Raw genomic sequence first — 21,138 nt, 5'->3', positions numbered from 1 at the left:
TATACCACTCGGAATTGTCCGTTTAAAAGCCCTCTTTCACGGTTCCGGTCCCTTCGTCGAGAACGTTCTGTCCGTTGCCGGTTCCTCCGTTGCCGAAGAGCAGACTTCCGGTGCTTTTCTTGCCGGAAATCCGGATGCCGGCCGTTTTGCAGCCGCTGAACAGATTTCCGCCGGCCGCGTTTTCGCGGGAACCGGTCTCACCCCTGGATTCGATGTGGATGCCGCTTGCCCCCAGATTGCGGAACGTACCGCTTTGAACGGTTGCGCGTACCGCGTTGCTGAGCACGACGCCGTTTCCGCTGATTCCTTTGAGCGTATTGCCCTGGAGAGTATGGTCCGCGGGCTGGAGCTTGCCGGACTCCTGATCGCCTTCTAACCGGATGCCGTCCCCGTCGAGGCTGGTGATTTCATTGTGGGAAACGGTACAGCCGGAGACATTGCGTTTCAGCAGAATGCCGGTTATCCCCGATTTAGCGGCAGCCAGATTGGTGATCCGGTTGTAAATAATATCATTCCGGGAGGCGGGTTCCGCTGCCTGATCGGATTGGACGAGGAAGGCGTACTGGTCGATGTAGGTAACGTCATTGGACTGGATCACCGACCGGGAACAGCCTCCGTCCAGGTAGACGGCTGTGTTCGTTACGCTCTTGAAGGTGTTGCGGAAAAAGGTATGGCCTTCGCCTCCGCTGCAGTAAATACCGGTGCCGTAATGTGGTTTACCCGGTATATTGCCCAGAATAAGCTCGAAGTCGCAGTGTTCCACCCGGCACGCGCGGCAGTTACGAAGCAGGACAGGACTGGACAAGGTGAAAAAGCGGCAGTCCGTGATGCTGACATGGCTCGCTTGAAGCAGGGAGATGATGCTGTCTTCGACAGGCGAGGCGACTGCCCCGGGCGCACTACCGCCGTGGAAGGAAAGACCGCCGATTTCGATATCCGAGGCAGGCGGCAGGGAGGTGAAGGCGCAGCCGGCGGCGGCCGTCACGATCGTCTGGCCGATGCCCGCTCCCATAATCCGGATGCCGCTTTTCAGCTGAACGGGCTTGGTGAGGATATACCGGCCCGCAGGTATGTAGACGATGCCGCCGGTCTGGGCCGCCGCGTGAACGGCGCTCTGAATGCCGGCGGAGTCCGTGTCACCGTAGGAGCCCTGTCCGAGGGCGCCGTATTCTTTTACGTTATGTATGAGAGTTTCCGCTCCTCGCGCTTTGACCGCGGACGGAAGCGATCCCGCAGCCATAACGGCTCCAGCCGCGCCGAGTGCGGCGAGCAGCTTTCTTCTGCTGAGAGGTCGGGACGAATTCATAGGTATCTCTCCTTATTGGTACTTGATATGATGGTTAACCTTGGATTTCGCCGCCGGCCCAGTATTTTCCTTCCGACTTGTGGACGAAAGAGACGAGCGCGCCTTTTTGACAGAGAAGAACGGGAAGAAAAGAATTGATCTATGAAGGGCGATCCTCTATCATGAAAGCAGACTGACGTACCCGGCAGACTAAACCAGGAGGTGCCTGAATGGATAACCAGCAATCGCTGCCTAACAAAGTCCGTCTAGCGCTTATTCAGATGGATATTACAATCGGAGAGCCGGAAATAAACCGGCGTAAAGTAGAGAAGCTTCTTCTGGAGGCAGTCGGCGGAACGCAAAAACCGGACATTATCGTGCTCCCGGAAATGTGGAATACGGGTTATGCCTTGGACCGGATTCATGAGCTTGCCGATCCGGAAGGCCGTATAACCCGTGAAATGCTCGGTTCTTTTGCCAAAGAACATGGGGTACATATCATCGGAGGCTCCGTTGCGGAGAAGAAGGGCGAGGAAGTTAAAAACACCGTCTACGGGTTTAACCGGAACGGCGAGGGAATTCTGGAATATTCCAAAATTCATCTGTTCCAGCTGATGGACGAGCATTTGAGCCTTGCCGCCGGCAGTGAAAGGGGCAGCTTCGAGCTGGACGGGATTCCGGCCGCAGCCGTCATCTGTTACGACATCCGGTTCCCCGAGCTTACCCGCAAGCTCGCTCTGGAAGGGGCCCAGATGCTTTTCGTGCCCGCCGAGTGGCCGCATCCGCGGCTCCATCACTGGCGTACGCTGCTGATGGCGCGTGCCATCGAGAATCAGATGATCGTCGTTTCCTGCAACCGGGTCGGAGAAAGCAAGGGGACCTCATTCTTCGGTCATTCTATGGTGATTGATCCTTGGGGGCAGGTGCTGGCCGAGGGCGGAGAAGAGGAAGAAATCATTTTCGCCGAAGTCGATTTAGCCGAAGTGGCCTCCGTTCGCGCTAAAATTCCCGTATTCGCCGACCGCCGCCCTGCCGTATACGAATAGCGGAACGCCAAAAAACGCAGCCCTTCAAGAAGAAGGACTGCGTTTTTTTGTTTCTCTCTGAGAGAGAGACGGTTGTTAGCCTATAACCGGCTGTCAGCCGGCGTTAGACTGAAGATCTTCGACCTGTTATCAGTGTGATGACGAACAGGATGAGGAACAGGAAGAAAAGGACTTTGGCGATACCGGCTGCGGCACTGACGATTCCGAAGAATCCGAAAATACCCGCTACGATTGCAATGATCAGAAAAATCATAGCCCATTTTAACATGAGAAACCCTCCTTCAAATAATCGTTTTTATACTTCTTATTGATACGCTCGATATGCAAGCCATTCATGGCTGTGCGGTATGGATTGCCACCCTGGGTGGCAATCTTGTCAGAACAGATTGCTGTTCTGGTTGTCGCGGCCGCTCATGTAAATGCCCGTAGGCGGGAGCGTCGTTTCGTCTCCGCGGAGACGTCCGTCGTGTGGATAGCCGTCACCGTCGCGGTCCGCATAAGCGACCACAAGAATTTTACCGCGGTCAAGCTCTTTTTCGTAGGTGTCCGCCTCGGAAGAGCTTAGGCCGAGCGATTCCATTTTGGCGCGCAGCTTGTCGCCTTTCGAACGGAACAGGTTGGCGGCGGCCGTCATCAGGCCTTCTTCCGCTACACCGACTTCATTCGTATTCGTCATTTCCGCCACGCCTTCGGTACGGTCGGAATCATGCGTCATTACGTAAATTTCATCCAGATTAAAACCTTCCGCCTGCAAATTTTTTACCTCGCGCAGGGCTTGTTCTTCGTTAGCGGCAAGTCTCACTTTGGTTTCCATGTTCATTCTCCTCCTTATCGTTTAAGCCGCAGCTTTCTTAACCTTCTTGCTGATGCCGCGGCGACTTCGTTTGTTCAGGTTGTTTGCCTGTCGTTCATGACTCTTATTAACCGCCCCCCAGTTCCCTGAAACAAAACTCTTGACAAAATCCTTAGCATATGAACTATCAAATCTTTCCTGATTCAAGAGTCGTTTTCGGGGTTACTTTTAAATAGGATATTTTATATAATAGGATAGATGTACAGCTGCCTTATTTCAGGCGCACGACAATCTCTGGACGGTAGCGGCGGGAGACAAAGTGTGCGGTAGCAGATTTATTCCCCCAAACCGGCGCGTTTCGGCTTTACCGAGTCTTTGAAGAAAAGAAAAGCGGACGCTCACGGCTTTGGTTACAAAATACTCCCGAATAGATCGAGGAATCACGGACAGAAGAATTCCACTATAAAAGGAGAACATGGAATGAGCATCATGATTGTAGACGATAATCCGGTCAACCTTATTGTGATCGAAAAAATATTGAAGAGCGCGGGCTACTCCAACATGCACCGCGCTTCTTCTGCTATGGAACTGTTTGATATGTTGAAGATCGACAATCCGAGTTCTTCGGATTTACAAATTGATTTAATCCTGATGGACCTGATGATGCCGGAAATCGACGGAATCGAAGCCTGCAAGAGATTGCAGCAGATCGAGGAACTAAAAGACATTCCGATTATCATTATCACGGCTATGGGAGATTCCATTAAGCTGGCGGAGGCTCTGGAAGCGGGAGCAATCGATTACGTTACCAAGCCTATCAACAAGATCGAGCTGGTAGCCCGGATCAAGTCCGCTTTGCGTCTTAAATACGAGAAAGACTGGCACAAAGAGAACGACAACCGCATCCGTTCCGAGCTTCAATTGGCCAAAAACGTTCAAAGCAGCGTGCTCAGCCTGCCGATCGAAACCGAGAAATTCCGGATCGAAGCCTATTATAATCCTTCTTACGAGCTGGCCGGGGACTTGTACAATTGGTATCCCATCGATGAAGACCGTTACGGGGTTATGCTGCTGGACATTATGGGACACGGCATTTCCTCGTCCCTCGTCTGCATGTTCATTTCTTCGGTCCTCCGGGATACGATTACCAAGTTTGTGACGCCCGAGCTGGTTATTGCCGAGCTGAACCGGTATATGAACCGGCTGCATAATGACCAGAATCATTTGAATTACTATTTTACGGCCATTTATATGCTGGTAGATACGAAAAACAAAACAATCGACTATGTAAATGCCGGCCACCCGCCGGGCTTTCTTATGAACGAAAGCGGCGAAGCGTTCCCGCTTATGAACGGCACCTGCGCGGTCGGCTTTTTCGAGGAAATGGACATCAAGCCGGGGCGGATCACCTATACGGGCAAATCGCGGATCCTTCTGTATACCGACGGACTTCTTGAAGAAATAGAAGAGACCGACGCGGAGCTGCCGACACGGCTTATTACGGCCGTTCAGCAAAAAGGGGATATGGGGCTTCATGCGGTAGTGGACGAACTGTTGGACGAAGAAGTTCAGAACAACCATATGGACGATATTTGTCTGATCTGGATCGATATTCCTTAAGGAAAGGCCGTTTACAGAGACAGGAATAAAGGGGAGAGGGAAGTTTTATATGAAAATATCAACAAAGCTCATGGCGGGTTTCGGGCTTTTGTTTATTCTGATGTTCGTGCTTGCGGGTATCGGGACGACTCGGATAAGCAGTATCGACGAGAGCCTTGACAGCGCCTTTGTCAACCGCTTTAACAAGACACGAATGGCTTATACGGCCCGTTCGGATGTCAATACGATCGCCAAATATATGGCGAATCTGCTGCTTAACACAGACCCCAATCAATTGGGAGCCAAAGAAAATCTGACTAAAGCGAACACTTATAAAGAGAAGCTGAAAGAAGGGGTAGCCGCGCTCCAAAAATCCGCCGATTCGGATGTGGAGAAGCAGTTAACGTATGAAACGGTCAAGAGCACCGAGAATTTTATGACCTACCTGAATCAGGCGATCGAGCTTTATGAAAGCGGCAAGATCGTGGAAGCTAACAAGCTGAGAACGGATATCGGCGTGACTTATCAAGACCAGGTAACGGACAGCGTGGATCATTTAACGCAGTATCTGGACGATAACGTACAAAAAGGGATTAACGAATTTAAAGCTTCCAACGGCAAAACGCTGCTTATGACGATTTTGCTGACAGTGGCCGCTCTCGTGATCGGTCTCGGGATCATGTACTGGATCATGCGCAGCTTGTCCCGCGGGCTTGCCCTCCTGACCGGCATGATCAAAGGCTTCAGCAACGGCCGGTTTGATCCGGGCTACCGCGTCGAGGTGACGACGACGGACGAATTCGGCAAAGTAGCCGACGTCTTCAATACGATGGCCGACGACCTGGAAGAACTGATGCACAACGAGCGTACATTCAATAAGCTGAACGAAGACCAGGCATGGCTGAAGTCAAACGTGGCGAACATGAGCATGCTCCTTCAGGATCAGACGAACATGCACGACTTGACGAACAGCTTTATCTCGGAAGCGTCCCGGATGATCGGTGCGACGTTCGGAGCTGTGTATCTTTTGGAGCGGGAAGGCATGAGAACACGGCTCGTCCTCTCCTCCGCTTACGCGTTCGACAAAGATCCCGAGGACAATCTTCTTCCCGAGTTCGCGCTCGGTCAGGGTCTTGTCGGCCAGGCGGCCGCCGACGGCCGGCGGATTATGGTCCAGGACGAGGTCGATAAGTATCTGACTATCCAGTCCTCGTTCGGACAGCTGGACGCGAAGTATCTCGTTGTGGAGCCGGTCGTGTCCGAGGAAGAAATCGGAGCGGTCGTGGAATTTGCGGGATTGAAAATGCTCAGCGAGAAAGAACTGGATCTGCTGGAGCAGCTAACGGAGAATCTCGCGGTCTCCATCGGCCGTATCCGTTCCCGCGAACGGGTCGAAGAGCTTCTCCGCATGTCGCAGGCATTGACGGAAGAGCTCCAAAGCCAGTCCGAAGAGCTTATTTCCCAGCAGGAGGAATTGCGCACCTCCAACGAGAAGCTCGAGGAGCAGACAAAAGCGCTGAAAGCGTCCGAAGAGCTGCTGCAATCCCAGCAGGAAGAGCTTGAGCAGAATAACGAAGAGCTGCTCCGCAAAACGAAACAGCTCCAGATTCAGGTTCAAGAGACGGAGCTGGCTAACCGCCAGATTGAGGAAGCGAAGGAAGCGCTGGAGAAGCAGGCGTTCGAGCTGGCCATGGCATCGAAGTACAAATCCGAATTTTTGGCCAATATGTCGCATGAACTGCGTACTCCATTGAACAGTATGCTTATTCTTTCGCAGATGCTTGCGGAGAATAAGGACAGCAACCTGTACGACAAGCAGGTGGAATACGCGGAGACGATTCACTCTTCCGGCTCCGATCTGCTGAAACTGATCAACGATGTCCTTGACCTTTCCAAGGTGGAAGCCGGGAAAGTGGAGGTTCAGGACGAGTATGTGCTCGTGCCGGATATCATGGAAACGATCCAGCGCTCGTTCGAACAAGTCGCCCGGAAGAAATCACTGGGCTTCGAAATTACGATCGACCACGCCGTGCCGCGGATGCTTTATACGGACAGTATGCGCCTGGAGCAGATTTTGCGGAATCTGCTGTCCAACGCTTTTAAATTCACGTCACAAGGTTCCGTTCATCTGCATGTCTATCCTGTCCTGGAGGGAACGCCGCAGATCGCTTTCTCCGTCAAGGATACGGGTATCGGCATCGCCGAAGAGAAGCAGCAGCTCATTTTCGAAGCGTTCCAGCAGGCCGACGGGACGACGAGCCGCCAGTTCGGCGGAACGGGTCTGGGCCTGTCCATTTCCAAACAACTGGCGGGCCTCCTCGGCGGTACGATCGAAATCTGCAGCCGGGAAGGGGAGGGCAGCACCTTCACGCTGTTTATCCCGCAGCGGCAGTATTCCGAACGCGTAGGAGGAGCGTCGGAGGCCGCTGCCGCGGGACAGGAGCAGCAGGTTCTGCCGCTTCCGAGCGCCCCGGCGGTATCACCGCTTCCGGCACCTGCCCCCATGCCGGTTAAACCGGCTCCGAAGTCGGCCCAGCGCGAGGTGGAAGACGACCGCGGCACCATCGCCGACAACGATAAAGTGCTGCTGATCGTCGAAGATGACGTGCACTTTATGAACGTGCTCGTCGATATGGCCCGCAGCCGCGGATTCAAGGCTCTGGTCGCGATGCAGGGGGATATCGGGCTGCAGATGGCGAAAGAGTATAAACCGGACGGCATCATTCTGGATATCCAGCTGCCGATCGTCGACGGCTGGTCGATTCTGGTCCAGCTCAAGAACAATGCCGAGACCCGGCACATCCCCGTGCACGTGATGTCGGTCGTCGACGAAGTGCACCAGGGGCTGTCCATGGGCGCGATAGCTTACATGCGCAAGCCTTCCAGTAAGGATGTGCTTGAGCAGGCCTTTGTCGAACTGGAAGGGTTTATCGATCAGAACCTGCGCAAGCTTTTGCTCGTGGAGGACGATCCCGTTCAGCTGAACAATCTGATCGAGCTGATCCGCCATGACGATGTCATTATCGAAGTGGCGCTTACGGCCGACGATGCGATCGTGAAGCTCAGAGAGCAGCACTTCGACTGCATGGTGCTCGATATCGGTTTGGCGGATCAGTCCGCATTCGATCTGCTGGAGCGGATTAAAGCCGAAGAGGAGCTTCGCCGGCTGCCGATTGTTATTTACACGGAAAAAGAATACGATAAGAAGGACGAGATGAGACTTAAGAAATACGCGGAGTCCATCATCATCAAAAACGTGAAGTCGCCCGAACGGCTGCTTGATGAGACGGCGCTGTTCCTGCACCGGGTCGAAGAAACCCTGCCGGAAGAGAAAAAGCAAATTCTCCAGCGCCTGCACAGCAGCGAAGCGGTATTCTCGGGCAAAAAGGTTCTGCTCGTCGACGACGATATCCGTAATGTATTTGCGCTCTCCAATCTGCTGGAAGGGTACAACATGAAAGTGCTGTTTGCGGAGACCGGCCGCCAGGCTCTTTCCATTCTGGAGAAGGAGCCGGACCTGGATCTGGTCCTGATGGATATTATGATGCCGGAGATGGACGGCTATCAGGCGATGAAAGAAATCCGCAGCATGCCGCAGTTCGATAATCTGCCGATTATCGCCCTGACGGCGAAGGCCATGCGGGATGACCGGGAGAAGTGTATTCAAGCCGGCGCGTCGGATTATATAACAAAACCGATAAATAATGATCAATTAATGTCTCTAATTCGCGTTTGGTTGTTTAAGTAAGAGAAGGAGCAAATGCGAACCCTCTGATGAGAAACATCTCAGACGTACCACAGGATCGATTCGGAGGAGAAGGAGAGAGACAATTGGATTCCAATTTTCAACCTATAGATCAGCTGCCGACCTTTTCCGGTCAGCAGGCGGAGCACGAACGTATTGAGATCAACCTGCTGCTGGAGGGCGTTTACCGCATTTACGGTTATGATTTCCGCAATTATTCGTACCCCTCTATCCGGCGAAGAATCTGGCACCGCATTCTGGCGGAGAAGCTGACTACGGTCTCGGGCCTGCAGGAGAAAGTTCTGCACGACCGGGAATGTCTGGAACGGCTGCTTTCGGACCTGGTGATTCACGTAACCGAGATGTTCCGCGATCCCGAGGTGTTCCTTACCTTCCGGCAGAAGGTGGTTCCCCTGCTCCGCCAGTATCCGGCGATCCGCATCTGGCATGCGGGCTGCGCCACCGGGGAAGAAGTGTACTCCATGGCCATCCTGCTGCATGAAGAGGGGCTCTACGACCGTACCCGGATTTACGCCACGGATATCAACGAGGATGTGCTGAAAAAGGCGGAGAAAGGAATCTATCCGCTTCGCAACATGAAAGATTATACGAGAAACTACCTGCAGTCCGGAGGCAAGGAAGCTTTCTCGAAGTATTATACGGCTTCAAAGGATTCCGTTACGCTTCATTCTTTTTTGCGTGACAATATAGTTTTTGCCCAGCATAACCTGGTTACGGATCGTTCTTTTAACGAATTCCACGTGATTTTGTGCCGGAACGTATTGATCTATTTTAATACGCAGCTGCAGAACCAGGTGCATACGCTCATATACGAAAGTCTGGGACCTTCGGGTTTTCTGATTTTGGGCGATAAAGAAACGATCACTTTCACCAAGCACGCGTCCGCTTACGAAGCCGTCAGTACAGCCGACAAAATATACCGCAAGGTGCAGTGACGCTGCATAAGATGAGGAGACGAGTTGGAGGAAGGGGTTTCTCGAAGTGAACTTGGATGAACCGATTAAAATACTGATGGTGGATGATCAGCCCGAGAATTTGCTGGCGCTTGAAGCGGTTCTTGCGGAAGAGAATTACCATTTGGTAAAAGCGGGCTCGGGTGAAGAGGCCCTTCGATGTTTATTGCACGACGATTTTGCCGTGATTGTCCTGGATGTTCAGATGCCGGGTATGGACGGTTTCGAGACGGCCCGCTGGATCAAATCGCGGGAGAAATCGAAGGATATCCCGATTATTTTCATAACGGCGGCCTCCCACGAGAAGGAGCATGTATTCGCGGCTTATTCCGTGGGGGCCATTGATTATATCGTTAAACCGTTCGTGCCTCACACGCTGAAAGCGAAGATCGAAGGCTTCGTCAACCTGTATCTCGTTCAGAAAAAGCTCCAGCACCAATCGGAGCTTCTTAACATGCGGACACAGGAACTGCTGACGGCCAAGGAATCGGCGGAATCCGCCAATCGGGCGAAGTCCGAGTTCCTTGCACTGATGAGCCACGAAATCCGTACACCCATGAACGGGGTCATGGCGATGACCGATCTGCTCCTGGAGACGGAGCTCTCGGATGAACAGCGGGAATACGCCGACACCATTTCACGCAGCGGTGCCGCGCTGCTGCATATTATCAATCAGATTCTAGATTTTACCAAACTGGAATCTTCCAAAATGGAGATGAACACCGAACCGTTCGATCTGGACGTCTGCATGGAAGAAACGATGGATCTGTTCTACGGCGAATGCCGCAAGAAGGACCTCAAGCTGGAACGGGAAATCGCGGAGAACGTGCCGTCCCATCTCATCGGGGACGAACTGAAACTCCGGCAGGTGCTTATTAACCTGATAGGCAACGCGGTTAAGTTCACGGAGACGGGCGGCATTAAGGTTAAAGTGACCCATCTGGGAAGAGTCGGGGACGGCAGCCGGATTATTCTTCAATTCCGGGTCCGTGATACCGGTATCGGCATACCGGCCGAGAAAAGAAACCGGCTGTTCCAGCCTTTTACACAGGTCGATTCCTCGATGACCAGGAAATACGGGGGAACCGGCTTAGGCCTTGTCATTTGCCAAAATCTTGTGGAGCTCATGTCCGGCAAGATGGAGGTTTATTCGGAAGAGGGGCAGGGCACCGAATTTGTTTTTACCATACAGGCGGAAGAGCTCCGCGCATGATAAAAGCTTCGTAAACACGCTAAGCATGCGGTTTGCGGGGCTTTTTTTGTTGTCTTTTTTTATTGTTTCAAAGGGACGGGGGTGGTGTAAGAACAGGTATTACCGAGACATAGGGGCGGGTGGAACCAAGAAAGAAGATTTAAACCGGGCTGTGATTTCATTAGTGCAATACATTTACAGGTCGTACAAATAAAACCGGGTAATTCAAATTAAGGTGATTATGAATTCTCCGCACGGGGTATTTAAAGTTAGACAAGTACCGCATGTGCCTAAATAAACAAGTACTTCTTCTTATAGAAAAGTAGAAAAGAGATATCGACAACTACGAAAGGATCAGGTGAAAGAGATGAGAAAACAGAGTGTAGCAATACTACTAGCAGGAGGTGAAGGTCGCCGACTCGGTGCCCTGACCCAAAATACGGCGAAACCGGCTGTTCATTTCGCAGGCCGCTACCGTATGATCGATTATGCTTTGAGCAACTGCCGCAATTCCGGCGTCGACACGATCGGTGTAGTAACCCAATACAAACCGGAATCCCTTCATCAGCATATCGGAACGGGCGAAGCTTGGCTGAGCGAAACGGACAAAGGATGCGTCGAAGTGCTTTGTTCAAACCAGGAGCATGTTATCGGCAACGAATTCACGGGAACCGCAAACGCGGTCTATCAGAATCGCCACTTTATCGAAAAGCACGATCCGGAATATGTACTGGTGCTTTCGGGCGACCACATTTATCAAATGGACTACAGCAAAATGATCGAACAGCATCAAAAGCTCGGTTCGGTCGCGACAATCGCGGTTAAGCCGGTAGGCTGGGACGAAGCGAGCCGCTTCGGAATTATGAACACGGATGAAGAAGGCCGCATCGTTGAATTCGAAGAAAAGCCGGCTCAACCGAAAAGCAATCTGGCTTCAATGGGAATTTACGTATTCAACTGGGATTTCCTGAAGAAAGTGCTGGAACAAGATGATTTGTCGGCGCAATCTTCCCACGACTTCGGTAAGGACGTCATTCCGATGATGGTGGAGGAAGGCGTGCGCGTTCATTCCTTCTCCTACGAAGGTTACTGGAAGGATGTAGGTACGATCGACAGTCTATGGCAGGCACAGATGGATCTGCTAAACGGTTCCCCGCTGATGAGCGAGCTGGAATGGCCGATGTATACGGCCCAGATTGCCAACGTGAAGCCGCACGTCGACCGTACGGCCAAAGTGGACCGTTCCCTGATCAGCGAGAACTGCGCCGTATACGGCCAAGTTCAGAACTCGGTAATCTCCCATGGAGTTTACATAGGCAAAGGCAGCGTTCTGACGGACTGCGTCATCATGCCGAATGTCCGGATAGGGAACAATGTGAAGCTCCACAAAGCCATTATCGGTGAGGGAAGCGTATTGTGTGACGGTGTAACGGTTGGCAAGACGGATGCCGAAACGATTAGTGTGGTCGGAGATCATGAAGTGCTTTACAAGATCAACGACAAAGCTCCGAAAATTTACTTGCCTCGTCTCGAGCAGCGTATCGGTTAAGGGGGATATTCAAGTGAATCATTCCATAATTGTCGTCGACAGCGAAAAGGAAATCCGGGATGTCATTCGTCAGCTTCAAACCGCCGGATGCGAACCGCACTGCATTCACGTGCTGTCCGATGAAGCGGTGGACACGGAAGAGATGCTGAGACCGCGTTACACAAGCCGTATCGGCTTCTCCGCCGAGCAGATGGCTTACACGATGGCGACTATCTTCCGCGGCAGCGGAAGAGCGATGCGCTCCAAGCTCATTTCGCTGGGTCTGGCCGGCAGTGCCATTCCTCATTACGAAGAAGAGATTTCCCGCGGCCGCATTGTCGTTGTGGCAGTTCCCAGCCAGTTTATTTACGCCTATGATGCAAGCTATGCCGATCAGGCGATTGAAGCGTCTGCGTCAGGGCAGTAATCACTCGCACGGATATTTGACCGGTTTTCGTTTTACGAACAATTTTGCCTTCTGTTGAACATCCCTTAGCCGCTCATGATGACCCCAATACGTCTTAGGAGGGACTCCAGATGAACAAGAAATCACTGACGATGGTGCTGCTTGGCGGTGCGCTGCTTTTCGGCGGCGCTCGAGGACTTGAGGTGCCTGCGTCCGCAGGCGCGGATGACGGACTCATTTCTAAAGCGGCACCTCCTCTGGTTCTTGGTGCTGGAGGCGCCATTACGGACGTAACGGGTTATAAGAGCGCTAACGAAACGGTGTCGGCTAAACCGGCGGTAGTTCTTGCTGAGCAAGCGCCTGCCGAGGCGTCCGGCTCCGTAAAGCTGGAACGTATAAATGGCATCTCTTTATCTGACGATGTGGATACGATTGTCAAACATAAGGGAGAGCCGACATCTGTCCGGAAGGATGAATTTTTCGGAGATACGAAAATTCTTGAGTATCCCGATTGCAGCGTGGCCGTAGGCGAATACGGGGTGGAATACGTAGAAGTTACGCCGGAGCATAAACAGATCACGATCGATGGCAAGCGAGTCGCGAATAATTTGCAAGCTCTCGAAAAGACGCTGGGAGAGCCTTACTGGGCAGCCGAGGACGGCTTGGTCTACACGCAGGACAATCAAGCGTTAAAATTGTTCGTAGACCCTGACAGCGGCCAGTTAAAGTCCGTTCAGTTCTTTTCCAGCGTTACGGAGTAAGGGTTCAACTAATAGAATCAAGATACTAAAAACAGGCCCGCGCCAAGCGGGTCTTTTTGTTGTCTGTCTCTTTTTTGAGGTGAAACAAAGGACCGGGGCGGCGAATTAATAACGTATAGGTTCTATGGCGATCCAACGAAACTCTGTACAGGAGAAAGAAGTGCGGTGGTCGAGCGGATTTGTTTTTCCCGATGGGGTAGCCGCGTGAATGATGATGAAGGTTGCGGATCGTAAAGCTCTGTTGCCAGGGCAGAACACCAAGGAGAGTAACTGTTTTTTTGTAAAGGTACCTGAGAAGAGCGGTGTCTTGCCGCCGGAGCATGTAGCGCAAGCGGCTGGCGGGCGAGCGGAGAACGGAAGAGGTTGAGCCGAGAGAGATGAGATGCGAAAGCTCATATGGTTTTGACCGATGTTCCTGCGGGTATCCCTGCAAAAGCCATTAACGTCCGTCGGAGCAGCCGTAAGCTCCTTTGTTTCATTGAGATTGTTGGACTATCTGCTCTTGATAGTGATGAGGAGAGTAACCATGCCCGCTTCGAGTTGCGGGCAGCTCGGTGCGGCGCGCCGTCGTCCGCATGCCGGTGTCACTCGCAATAAACGGAAGAGGAAGGGCCGCCAATGTAACGGGGGCACAAAAAAAATCAGCCTTCGAAGAAGGCTGATGGAAGGAAATCTATTAAAATTTGGGGAATACATATTTAACGAGGAAGTAAAGGAAACCAAAGAAAATGATGAGATAAGCCGCATATTTGATAAAAGTGGAAGCGACTGCGCTCGAATCCGATCTTTTCTCAATATGCCTCTGCTCAATGTCGACATTCTTGTCTTGATCCATGGGTAACCCTCCTCCCTGCACGAAATCAATTGCGGCAGTCTTAGTCGTTTATGTAAGACTCCAGCATCCAAATGTGTTTCTCAAGGTTAGTGCAAATTTCAGTCAGCATATCTGCGGTACCGTGGTCGCCTTCTTTCTCGGCGGTTTCGATCGCTTCCTTGGATTCTTCCGTAATGGTGCGGAAGTCCTGGATAAGCTCTTCTACCATCTGGCCGGCATTTCGCTCCGGAGAAACTTCTTTAATAGAAGAATTCGTCTGGAATTCTTTCGTCGTGGAAAGCGGGTTTCCATGCAGTCCGAGGATACGCTCGGCAATCGTGTCCAGGTAAAGGTCGGCTTCTTTATAGAGCTCTTCGAATTTAACGTGAAGAACGAAGAACGAAGGACCTTTAAGGTACCAGTGGAACTGATGCAGCTTAACGTACATGACACCCCAGTTTGCAACTTGTTTATTAAGTAAAGTTACGGTTTGTTGTTCTTTAGCTGTAGATGTTTTAGCCATGTTTAATTCCTCCCTTTAACTCTGAATAGTCGTGTCTACAAGCTCATTACCCGCAGCTTCACCGGGCGAAACAAGGGAAATTATAGCGGGAAATCCGCTGTTTCAAAGTGCCCGGAAGGTGGTAAAACTGAGATAAGCCGGTCGATCCGGAAGGTTATGAGCAAGGTTCATGTATAAGGGAGGGGATAGCTTATGATATGGCAAATTAGTTTAGCGGTTATTGCGATTGCCTTTGTGGTGCTCGTCGTTTTTCTGGTAAAGACACTCCGGTCGGTGACCGATCTCGTTGCCCAGACTAACCAGACCATTCAGCAAGTACAGCAGCAGGTGACGGTGGTAAGCCAGGAAGCAAACGAACTGCTTCGTCATACCAATGAGGTTAGCCTGGACGTACGCAACAAGCTGCATGCGCTCGACAAAACCTTTTATACCATTAAAAATGTCGGGGACGTGGTAAGCGAAATTACGACTTCCGTGCGCCAAACCTCGGCTACCGTAACGAATACAATGAGAAACAAAGTGGAGAAAGAGCTGAACTCTCCGAAAAGCATCGTGAACCGCATCGCACCGCTGGTTCCGGTAGCGGTCGATATGTGGAAGAGATTGAAGCAGAGCCGCACGACGAACAGCAAAAGCGTAGCCGTCAAGTAAGACGGCTTCTTACAAAGAATAGCCCGAGCGGGCTGGTAATAACAGGTAAAATAAAAAAGCTGTTTCACCTGGATTCATGCCGGGTAAAGTAAGTAGTATGTGCAGGTATTATAATTGGTGGGTCATTGACTAAGGAGGACAAAATAAATGGTGCAAGAGAACAAATTCAGAATGGAAAAACAAATTACAGATGATGATAACATCATTTCTTTGATCGGGGAGCTGGATCTATCCAAAGCATCCGAGTTTAATACAAACGTGGACCCGTTTGTGCAAGATGTGGGACGCAAACTTATTCTCAATCTTAAAGAATTAACCTATATCGACAGTACGGGAATCGGAGTTATACTCACGATCATCAAAACCCGTCACGCTTTAAAAGCTCCTTTTGCGGTTGAGAATATCCCTCCCAAGGTCCAGAAGTTGTTTGACCTTACGGGGTTAACACCGTTTTTGTCGGCTGTAGCGAATACTGTGAACTAAGAAAGGAAAGAAAAGGGTCTATGGAATCCAAAAATCGTACTGTGAGTTTAACGCTGCCTGCTGAAGCTGAATACATCGATCTCGTCCGTTTGACGCTCTATGGAATCAGCTCCAAGATGGGTTTCTCTTATGAAGATATCGAAGATATGAAAGTCGCCGTTTCGGAGGCTTGCAACAACGTTGTAGTTCACGCTTATGAGCCTGGCCAAGGCGGCAAAATGGAAGTTCATTTCGAAGAGGTGGACGGCGGCATTAAAATTACCGTGCAGGATCAGGGTCTCAGCTTTGACCATGTCACGAAAGTAGGTTCCGCCGACTCGCTGCACAATAAATCTCTGGATGAAGTGAGCAGCGGCGGCCTCGGATTATATCTTATGCAAGCCCTGATGGACCATGTAGAAGTGAAAGGGGATCAGGGGACTGTTGTTATCTTAACGAAGATGGTCAGCAAAAGTGAGGAAATGGTATGAAATTACAATCCGAGAGGAAAGAGATGGAGCATATCCATGATCTGATTCGACAGTATCAGGAAACCGAATGCAATGATATCGCTACCTCTTTGCTTATTCAATACGAGTCTACTGTGAAAATGGCTGCAGCGAAGATGTCCCGCAACCGTCCGGATCTGTATGAAGATCTGATTCAAATCGGGCAAATATCTCTGCTGAAGCTGTTTAAGCAGTTTGACCCTTCTCACGGGGTGCAGTTTGATGCTTATATGATGAAAAGCATTATCGGCCACATGAAGAATTATCTTCGTGACAAATCGTGGTATATCCAGGTTCCGAGACGGATTAAAGAAAAAGGATTCCAGATCCAGCAGGCAATCGATCATCTGACAATGCGGCTGGAGCGTTCTCCCAATGTGAATGAAATTGCGGAAGAACTGAGTCTGACTGTCGAGGAAACGATTGAAATTTTGGCCGGCCGCGAATGCTATCATTATGTGTCTTTGGACATGCCGCTTTCAACCGAAGAGAACGGATCAACGATTGGCGACGTCTTGGGTACTCAGGTGGATGAGTATCTGAATGTCGACAACAAACTCGATTTGCAGGAGGCGTTAAGCCACCTGAAGCCTGAGGAGCAGAAAGTCCTGATGCTGGCTTACGTGGATGGGTATTCTCAAAGAACCATCGCTCAGGATCTTGGCGTTTCTCAAATGAGCGTATCCCGTATTCAGCGCAGAGCGCTGGATAAGCTGCGCAAATATTTCGAGAAGAACAAGCCTGGGGAAGGCGCTTGAAACGTTCATGCGGCAATAGAACTTGCAGAAAAGAACACGTTGTTACAGCGTGTTCTTTTTTAATGACAATATACCGGTAGAGGAAGGGGTAAACATGGAAGATAAAGAGCTGGAATCTTCATCGAATTGGGTTTGGCACGACCTGCATGATAAGGAGGGAAACCTCAATGTGGCGATCGATAAGCTGCCCGAAGAATTGAAGCCGCTCGTAAAGCAAGCGGCAGCGGAACCGTTTGAAGCCCGATTGTACCGCAATAAAGGAAGTGAGCTGCTGGAGGGGGCGTTTTATTATGATTTTGACTCCAAATGCCGGGAAGGCACTCCGATTTTTCACTTTCTTGTTAATGAACAACATCTGGTTACGATCAATTTTAAGGAAGAGCTGCTGTCACCCTTTGATCCGGACTTGATCCGCGAACAGACGTTAAATGCGGAGAATGCGCTTGAAGGCCTTTTCGTTATCCTCGGTTATATTGCGGAGCGGCTGCTGCATGTTCTGACGGATTATGAGAAAAGAATGCGTCAGGTCGGGGAGCATATGAGAAAAAGAAACAATTCCAAGCTGCTGGACCGCATTCTTGACCGCCGGCACGAGCTTCTCGATATGACTAAATGGGTGCGTCCGCTTAAAGACACGATGATGACAACCAAGGAACTGTTTGTCGAGAACATGGAAGAAGGGCTCGAGCACCGTAGAACCTGTATCAAAATCGAGCGTATTATGACGCGGCTGAAGCTTTATACGGAAGAAGTAGAGGCCCTGCTGGCTCTGGATACGAGCATCGCGAACTACCGGGGGAATGAGATTACGAAGACTCTGACGGTCTTTACGGCCGTATTTGCGCCACCCACGATGCTTGCGGGGATATGGGGCATGAACTTCGAAAACATGCCGGAGCTTAAGTGGAACAGCGGTTATTATCTTGCTCTGGGCCTCATTGTGGCTTTGCCGCTTATAGTTCTTGCCTGGCTGCATTGGAAGGGCTGGACGGGCGATATTATTAAGGGCAAAAGCAAGAATTCCAATCTGAAATAAACGGACGGGCCCCGTTAGGGGCCGATCCGGCGTTTGGTCGGTGGGGCGGTATAAGAAAAAAATCGTTTCAAGCTGCAGGGAATATGGGTAAATAAAGACCATACCCAATTAAAATGAATTCCCACTCTAAAGAAGGCGGTGAGTCTTATGACAGTCAAATATACGATCGACTGTGAAGGCAGCGAAATTCTGGTTCGTGAAGTTGACGGGGCAACTTATCAGCTTTGTATACGCGCTAGTACGAACCCGCTTGGCAATGGGAATGTTTTGGAAACGTATTCAGAATTTTATCGGGCAGTCCGTGCAGCCGATCATTTCTGCCAAACGTATGCTAAAGCGAAAGAGCACGGTTTTTACCTGCAAGAGACCTTCCTGGTAAAGCCGGATAAACATCCGATTCCGGTAAGTAAAATTCTGAATGAAGAGATGCAGAACGAACAAGTGAATGCACTCTTTGCGTAAGATTACCGAAATAACGACAGCCTTGTGCAGAGCGATCTCTGCCGGGCTGTTTTTTTGTTGAGCAGCAATAGGGACTAGAGCGGATTCTTAAGGATGATCCGGCGAAAAAGCAGAGCATAGGGACAAAACATTTGATAAAAGCAACCGAGATCGTTGAAGTTCAATTTCATTGGAACACAGTAGAACGGAGCGGGAAGGGAGGGGGTACAGACTACGCACGCAGTAAGGGCCGACTAAAAATCAATTATTCATAGTCTGCTAATTAAAAGAACCAAGAACCGATTAAGACCCGGGGCGTCAAAAGTAATGTAAAGTACAGGCGGAACGGATACCCTTAAAAAACGTGAAGTAAGAAAAAGACTGCCTGGAGTCTGTAGCCCGCCCGGCAGCCTTTTTACTATTTATACATATCCACGTAGGATACGAGCTTCGCGATAAATTCACCGATAATCGGCATGGAAACGAATTGGGAAACGAGCCAGCCGAGCAGCGCGACTACTACCGTGGTTCCGATCGTAAGTCCCAGGCCTCTGGCCAAGCCGGCCGTGAAATTCGTAATGATCCGTTTACGCGGATTGAGATAATTTTCGATCACATCTTTATACTCGGAGCGTTCCAGGATGGTAGCAAGGCGTTCCAGCGCCAATTCCTTCCGGCTCGGTTCCTGGGAAGGAATCGGTACCTCTCCAGGGACTCGGCGCTCACGGGTGGGAGAAGACTGTCTCATAAGGAATGCACCTCTTTCGGTCAGTTTGAACGGCTCCTGTGCGGCTTTCGCCAAAACAGCCAGCTCTCCGCAGAGAAGCTGGCTGCCGATGCTCGGAACAATTCCAATAGGGGTTCCCGAAGCGGTTTAGTTCATCGGTTTATTGGACTGGTCCATGCTGTTCAGCATCTGGTCCGTACGCTCTTCTTTCATGTCTTTCACATTGTCGAGAGCGCGGTTCGTGGAAGTCGCTGCGCTGTTTACCAATTCCTTCGAGCGGTCGACCAGATTGCTGGTCTGCTCGTTCACGCGGCTGGCTACATCCGCTACTTTCGTTTTAGCGTCGGAAGCGAGTTCTTGACCTTTCGCCATCCATTCGGAGTATTTAACCGAGAGGTCTTCTCTCATTTCACGGCCTGTTTTAGGGGCAAGAAGAAGGGCTGTGATCGCGCCTACACCTGCACCTACCAGAGTACCAAGCAATACGCCATTACCTTTGGATTCGTTAGACATATGATCCATCTCCTTTACCTGAATATCATTTTTTTAAAACACAAGATACATTTATAGAAATGTGAAGTGTTTCCGCGGGTTAAACATTGGTGCGGTGAAAAGCGCGGCTGGCTAAGCCGATCAGGAAAACGAATAACGCTGCACCGATAATAGCCGGAATGACAGCAAAGCCTCCGATTTCGGGACCCCAGCTGCCGAGAAGCAAAGAACCGAGCCACGCTCCGACAAAACCGGCCAACATGGATCCCAGTATGCCTCCGGGCATATTGCTTCTTACGATCGCGTCGCCGATAATCCCGATGACTACGGCCATTATAATAGTAATAATGAAGCCTATCATGGTTCCACTCCCCTTTAACTTATTGATTCTGTCGTACTTTTTTCTACCCGCCAGGAGAAGAGATGAAACAAACGGAGCTTCACCAAGTTGCCGGTAGTCCGCCTAGTCGAGGCCGCCCTGGTCCTTCATGACCCCCTGAATCGTCTCGATAAAGGCGTCCGCCGCTTTGGACAGATACCGCCCCCGCCTGTGGGCGATAACCAGAGTCCGGGAGGGATGATTCCGGAGCGGAAGGTGAACGGGTGACAGCTCGCTGCGGGTTCTTTTGGAGATAAGATAAGGTACGAAGGCGATTCCCATACCGGCGGCTACAAGGGACTGGACCGTCTCCATATTGGAACTTTCGAAAACGATGTTAGGGGTGAAGCCGGCTTCCTGGCAGAGGGCAACGTTGATTTTACGGAACCCCTGGCCTTTCTTGAGCGCGATGAAGGCTTCGTTTTCCAGCTCGGAGATCGTAACGGGCTCTCCGTTTTCTATGTGCCGCTTGGCCAGAGGATGGTTTGGCGGAAAGGCGATGACGATTTCTTCGTCCAGGAGGTGGGAGTAGACGAGCGAATCTTCCTGCATGGGAAGAGCGAGCAGGGAAATGTCCGTTTGGCCGCTGGTCGTCAATTTCTCCAGATTGGCGGAAGTTTCCTCGACGAGAACGACTTCGATATCCGGGTAGGCGGCCTGGAAGACGGGGAGCACATACGGCATGATCGTAGAACCGGTGATCGGCATGCTTCCGACAACGAGCTTCCCCTTCTTCATCAGGGAGATATCCTCCATTTCCTGCTTCAACTGTTCGAGTGAATCGAGTATGCTCTGGGCTTTATCTACAAAAATAGAACCGGCATGAGTCAGCTCTACGGAATTGGTGCTGCGCTGGAAAAGCAGAACGCCTATTTCGCGTTCCAGCTTGGACAACTGCTGGCTGAGCGAAGGCTGGGCGATATGTAGCTTTTCGGCCGCCCGTGAGAAGTTGCGCTCCAGGGCGATTTGTACGGCGTACTGCAGTTGGCGTAGTTCCATATGAAGGCTCCTTTAATT

The 21,138-nt window shown here is 51.0% G+C and carries 23 protein-coding genes; 14 read left to right on the top strand and 9 right to left on the bottom strand.

Annotation, left to right across the window (positions count from 1 at the left end; genetic code table 11):
- Positions 1-22 precede the first annotated feature (22 nt).
- Complete coding sequence (locus tag C4S74_RS09315; protein WP_103995060.1) at positions 23-1,306, bottom strand: right-handed parallel beta-helix repeat-containing protein; 1,284 nt, start codon at positions 1,304-1,306, stop codon at positions 23-25.
- A 209-nt stretch (positions 1,307-1,515) separates the two neighbouring features.
- Here C4S74_RS09315 and C4S74_RS09310 point away from each other — a divergent pair, with 209 nt between their 5' ends.
- Positions 1,516-2,331 (top strand): carbon-nitrogen family hydrolase, encoded by an 816-nt coding sequence (locus tag C4S74_RS09310; RefSeq protein WP_103995059.1) that lies wholly within the window; start codon positions 1,516-1,518, stop codon positions 2,329-2,331.
- Positions 2,332-2,434: 103 nt separating this feature from the next.
- Here C4S74_RS09310 and C4S74_RS09305 read toward each other — a convergent pair whose 3' ends face one another.
- Both C4S74_RS09305 and C4S74_RS09300 read right to left on the bottom strand, forming a co-directional pair.
- A complete protein-coding gene (locus tag C4S74_RS09305; protein WP_042228371.1) occupies positions 2,435-2,599 on the bottom strand; it encodes a DUF1328 domain-containing protein in 165 nt (54 codons plus the stop codon).
- Between the two features lie 108 nt (positions 2,600-2,707).
- A complete protein-coding gene (locus C4S74_RS09300; protein WP_103995058.1) occupies positions 2,708-3,145 on the bottom strand; it encodes a general stress protein in 438 nt (145 codons plus the stop codon).
- Between the two features lie 459 nt (positions 3,146-3,604).
- Here C4S74_RS09300 and C4S74_RS09295 point away from each other — a divergent pair, with 459 nt between their 5' ends.
- From C4S74_RS09295 to C4S74_RS09265, 7 genes are all read left to right on the top strand, one after another.
- Positions 3,605-4,744 carry a fused response regulator/phosphatase gene (locus tag C4S74_RS09295; RefSeq protein ID WP_103995057.1) on the top strand — a complete coding sequence of 380 codons (1,140 nt, stop codon included), beginning with the start codon at positions 3,605-3,607 and terminating at the stop codon, positions 4,742-4,744.
- A gap of 49 nt (positions 4,745-4,793) precedes the next feature.
- Positions 4,794-8,471, top strand: coding sequence for a response regulator (locus C4S74_RS09290; RefSeq protein ID WP_103995056.1), 3,678 nt, complete (start codon positions 4,794-4,796; stop codon positions 8,469-8,471).
- A gap of 83 nt (positions 8,472-8,554) precedes the next feature.
- Positions 8,555-9,424: a protein-glutamate O-methyltransferase CheR gene (locus tag C4S74_RS09285; protein ID WP_103995055.1), complete on the top strand. Its 870-nt coding sequence runs from the start codon at positions 8,555-8,557 to the stop codon at positions 9,422-9,424.
- 46 nt (positions 9,425-9,470) lie between these two features.
- Positions 9,471-10,655, top strand: a complete 1,185-nt coding sequence (locus tag C4S74_RS09280; protein WP_103995054.1) for an ATP-binding protein — start codon at positions 9,471-9,473, stop codon at positions 10,653-10,655.
- 346 nt (positions 10,656-11,001) lie between these two features.
- Positions 11,002-12,183, top strand: coding sequence for a glucose-1-phosphate adenylyltransferase (locus C4S74_RS09275; RefSeq protein ID WP_103995053.1), 1,182 nt, complete (start codon positions 11,002-11,004; stop codon positions 12,181-12,183).
- 13 nt (positions 12,184-12,196) lie between these two features.
- Entirely contained in the window at positions 12,197-12,589 is a 393-nt protein-coding gene (locus C4S74_RS09270) for a general stress protein (RefSeq protein ID WP_103995052.1), read from the top strand.
- A 110-nt stretch (positions 12,590-12,699) separates the two neighbouring features.
- On the top strand, positions 12,700-13,329 hold the full coding sequence (locus tag C4S74_RS09265) for a hypothetical protein (RefSeq protein WP_103995051.1): 630 nt from the start codon (positions 12,700-12,702) through the stop codon (positions 13,327-13,329).
- 676 nt (positions 13,330-14,005) lie between these two features.
- On the opposite strand, the gene C4S74_RS26485 is transcribed toward C4S74_RS09265, so the two are convergent.
- Entirely contained in the window at positions 14,006-14,164 is a 159-nt protein-coding gene (locus tag C4S74_RS26485) for a hypothetical protein (RefSeq protein ID WP_009675476.1), read from the bottom strand.
- 40 nt (positions 14,165-14,204) lie between these two features.
- A complete protein-coding gene (locus tag C4S74_RS09260; protein WP_103995050.1) occupies positions 14,205-14,666 on the bottom strand; it encodes a Dps family protein in 462 nt (153 codons plus the stop codon).
- Positions 14,667-14,858: 192 nt separating this feature from the next.
- Here C4S74_RS09260 and C4S74_RS09255 point away from each other — a divergent pair, with 192 nt between their 5' ends.
- The 6 genes from C4S74_RS09255 to C4S74_RS09230 all read left to right on the top strand — a co-directional run bounded on the left by C4S74_RS09255 (position 14,859) and on the right by C4S74_RS09230 (position 18,544).
- Positions 14,859-15,317: a DUF948 domain-containing protein gene (locus C4S74_RS09255; protein WP_009675468.1), complete on the top strand. Its 459-nt coding sequence runs from the start codon at positions 14,859-14,861 to the stop codon at positions 15,315-15,317.
- 147 nt (positions 15,318-15,464) lie between these two features.
- On the top strand, positions 15,465-15,800 hold the full coding sequence (locus C4S74_RS09250) for an STAS domain-containing protein (RefSeq protein ID WP_009675595.1): 336 nt from the start codon (positions 15,465-15,467) through the stop codon (positions 15,798-15,800).
- 20 nt (positions 15,801-15,820) lie between these two features.
- Complete coding sequence (rsbW, locus tag C4S74_RS09245) at positions 15,821-16,270, top strand: anti-sigma B factor RsbW (RefSeq protein ID WP_103995049.1); 450 nt, start codon at positions 15,821-15,823, stop codon at positions 16,268-16,270.
- A complete protein-coding gene (locus C4S74_RS09240) occupies positions 16,267-17,046 on the top strand; it encodes a sigma-70 family RNA polymerase sigma factor (RefSeq protein WP_103995048.1) in 780 nt (259 codons plus the stop codon). Before rsbW ends, C4S74_RS09240 begins: the two co-directional genes overlap by 4 nt.
- A gap of 94 nt (positions 17,047-17,140) precedes the next feature.
- A complete protein-coding gene (locus C4S74_RS09235; protein ID WP_103995047.1) occupies positions 17,141-18,082 on the top strand; it encodes a magnesium transporter CorA family protein in 942 nt (313 codons plus the stop codon).
- A gap of 147 nt (positions 18,083-18,229) precedes the next feature.
- Positions 18,230-18,544: a hypothetical protein gene (locus tag C4S74_RS09230; protein WP_103995046.1), complete on the top strand. Its 315-nt coding sequence runs from the start codon at positions 18,230-18,232 to the stop codon at positions 18,542-18,544.
- A gap of 397 nt (positions 18,545-18,941) precedes the next feature.
- Here the strand turns inward: C4S74_RS09230 and C4S74_RS09225 are convergent, their stop codons facing one another.
- From C4S74_RS09225 to C4S74_RS09210, 4 genes are all read right to left on the bottom strand, one after another.
- Complete coding sequence (locus C4S74_RS09225; RefSeq protein WP_103995325.1) at positions 18,942-19,271, bottom strand: DUF5665 domain-containing protein; 330 nt, start codon at positions 19,269-19,271, stop codon at positions 18,942-18,944.
- Between the two features lie 126 nt (positions 19,272-19,397).
- A complete protein-coding gene (locus C4S74_RS09220; protein WP_103995045.1) occupies positions 19,398-19,763 on the bottom strand; it encodes a YtxH domain-containing protein in 366 nt (121 codons plus the stop codon).
- Between the two features lie 79 nt (positions 19,764-19,842).
- On the bottom strand, positions 19,843-20,103 hold the full coding sequence (locus C4S74_RS09215) for a GlsB/YeaQ/YmgE family stress response membrane protein (RefSeq protein ID WP_103995044.1): 261 nt from the start codon (positions 20,101-20,103) through the stop codon (positions 19,843-19,845).
- A 102-nt stretch (positions 20,104-20,205) separates the two neighbouring features.
- Complete coding sequence (locus C4S74_RS09210; RefSeq protein ID WP_103995043.1) at positions 20,206-21,120, bottom strand: LysR family transcriptional regulator; 915 nt, start codon at positions 21,118-21,120, stop codon at positions 20,206-20,208.
- Positions 21,121-21,138: the final 18 nt, after the last annotated feature.

The sequence above is a fragment of the Paenibacillus sp. UNC499MF genome (assembly GCF_900107975.1).
In the GTDB taxonomy this organism is placed as follows: domain Bacteria; phylum Bacillota; class Bacilli; order Paenibacillales; family NBRC-103111; genus Paenibacillus_F.
Note: the sequence above shows the minus strand (reverse complement) of the source record. Positions and strands in the feature narration are given on the sequence as shown.

Coding starts and splice junctions, on each gene's coding strand:
- C4S74_RS09315 (WP_103995060.1), bottom strand. CDS start 1,306: ATGAATTCGTCCCGACCTCTCAGCAGAAGAAAGCTGCTCGCCGCACTC.
- C4S74_RS09310 (WP_103995059.1), top strand. CDS start 1,516: ATGGATAACCAGCAATCGCTGCCTAACAAAGTCCGTCTAGCGCTTATT.
- C4S74_RS09305 (WP_042228371.1), bottom strand. CDS start 2,599: ATGTTAAAATGGGCTATGATTTTTCTGATCATTGCAATCGTAGCGGGT.
- C4S74_RS09300 (WP_103995058.1), bottom strand. CDS start 3,145: ATGGAAACCAAAGTGAGACTTGCCGCTAACGAAGAACAAGCCCTGCGC.
- C4S74_RS09295 (WP_103995057.1), top strand. CDS start 3,605: ATGAGCATCATGATTGTAGACGATAATCCGGTCAACCTTATTGTGATC.
- C4S74_RS09290 (WP_103995056.1), top strand. CDS start 4,794: ATGAAAATATCAACAAAGCTCATGGCGGGTTTCGGGCTTTTGTTTATT.
- C4S74_RS09275 (WP_103995053.1), top strand. CDS start 11,002: ATGAGAAAACAGAGTGTAGCAATACTACTAGCAGGAGGTGAAGGTCGC.
- C4S74_RS09265 (WP_103995051.1), top strand. CDS start 12,700: ATGAACAAGAAATCACTGACGATGGTGCTGCTTGGCGGTGCGCTGCTT.
- C4S74_RS26485 (WP_009675476.1), bottom strand. CDS start 14,164: ATGGATCAAGACAAGAATGTCGACATTGAGCAGAGGCATATTGAGAAA.
- C4S74_RS09260 (WP_103995050.1), bottom strand. CDS start 14,666: ATGGCTAAAACATCTACAGCTAAAGAACAACAAACCGTAACTTTACTT.
- C4S74_RS09255 (WP_009675468.1), top strand. CDS start 14,859: ATGATATGGCAAATTAGTTTAGCGGTTATTGCGATTGCCTTTGTGGTG.
- C4S74_RS09250 (WP_009675595.1), top strand. CDS start 15,465: ATGGTGCAAGAGAACAAATTCAGAATGGAAAAACAAATTACAGATGAT.
- rsbW (WP_103995049.1), top strand. CDS start 15,821: ATGGAATCCAAAAATCGTACTGTGAGTTTAACGCTGCCTGCTGAAGCT.
- C4S74_RS09240 (WP_103995048.1), top strand. CDS start 16,267: ATGAAATTACAATCCGAGAGGAAAGAGATGGAGCATATCCATGATCTG.
- C4S74_RS09235 (WP_103995047.1), top strand. CDS start 17,141: ATGGAAGATAAAGAGCTGGAATCTTCATCGAATTGGGTTTGGCACGAC.
- C4S74_RS09230 (WP_103995046.1), top strand. CDS start 18,230: ATGACAGTCAAATATACGATCGACTGTGAAGGCAGCGAAATTCTGGTT.
- C4S74_RS09225 (WP_103995325.1), bottom strand. CDS start 19,271: ATGAGACAGTCTTCTCCCACCCGTGAGCGCCGAGTCCCTGGAGAGGTA.
- C4S74_RS09220 (WP_103995045.1), bottom strand. CDS start 19,763: ATGTCTAACGAATCCAAAGGTAATGGCGTATTGCTTGGTACTCTGGTA.
- C4S74_RS09215 (WP_103995044.1), bottom strand. CDS start 20,103: ATGATAGGCTTCATTATTACTATTATAATGGCCGTAGTCATCGGGATT.
- C4S74_RS09210 (WP_103995043.1), bottom strand. CDS start 21,120: ATGGAACTACGCCAACTGCAGTACGCCGTACAAATCGCCCTGGAGCGC.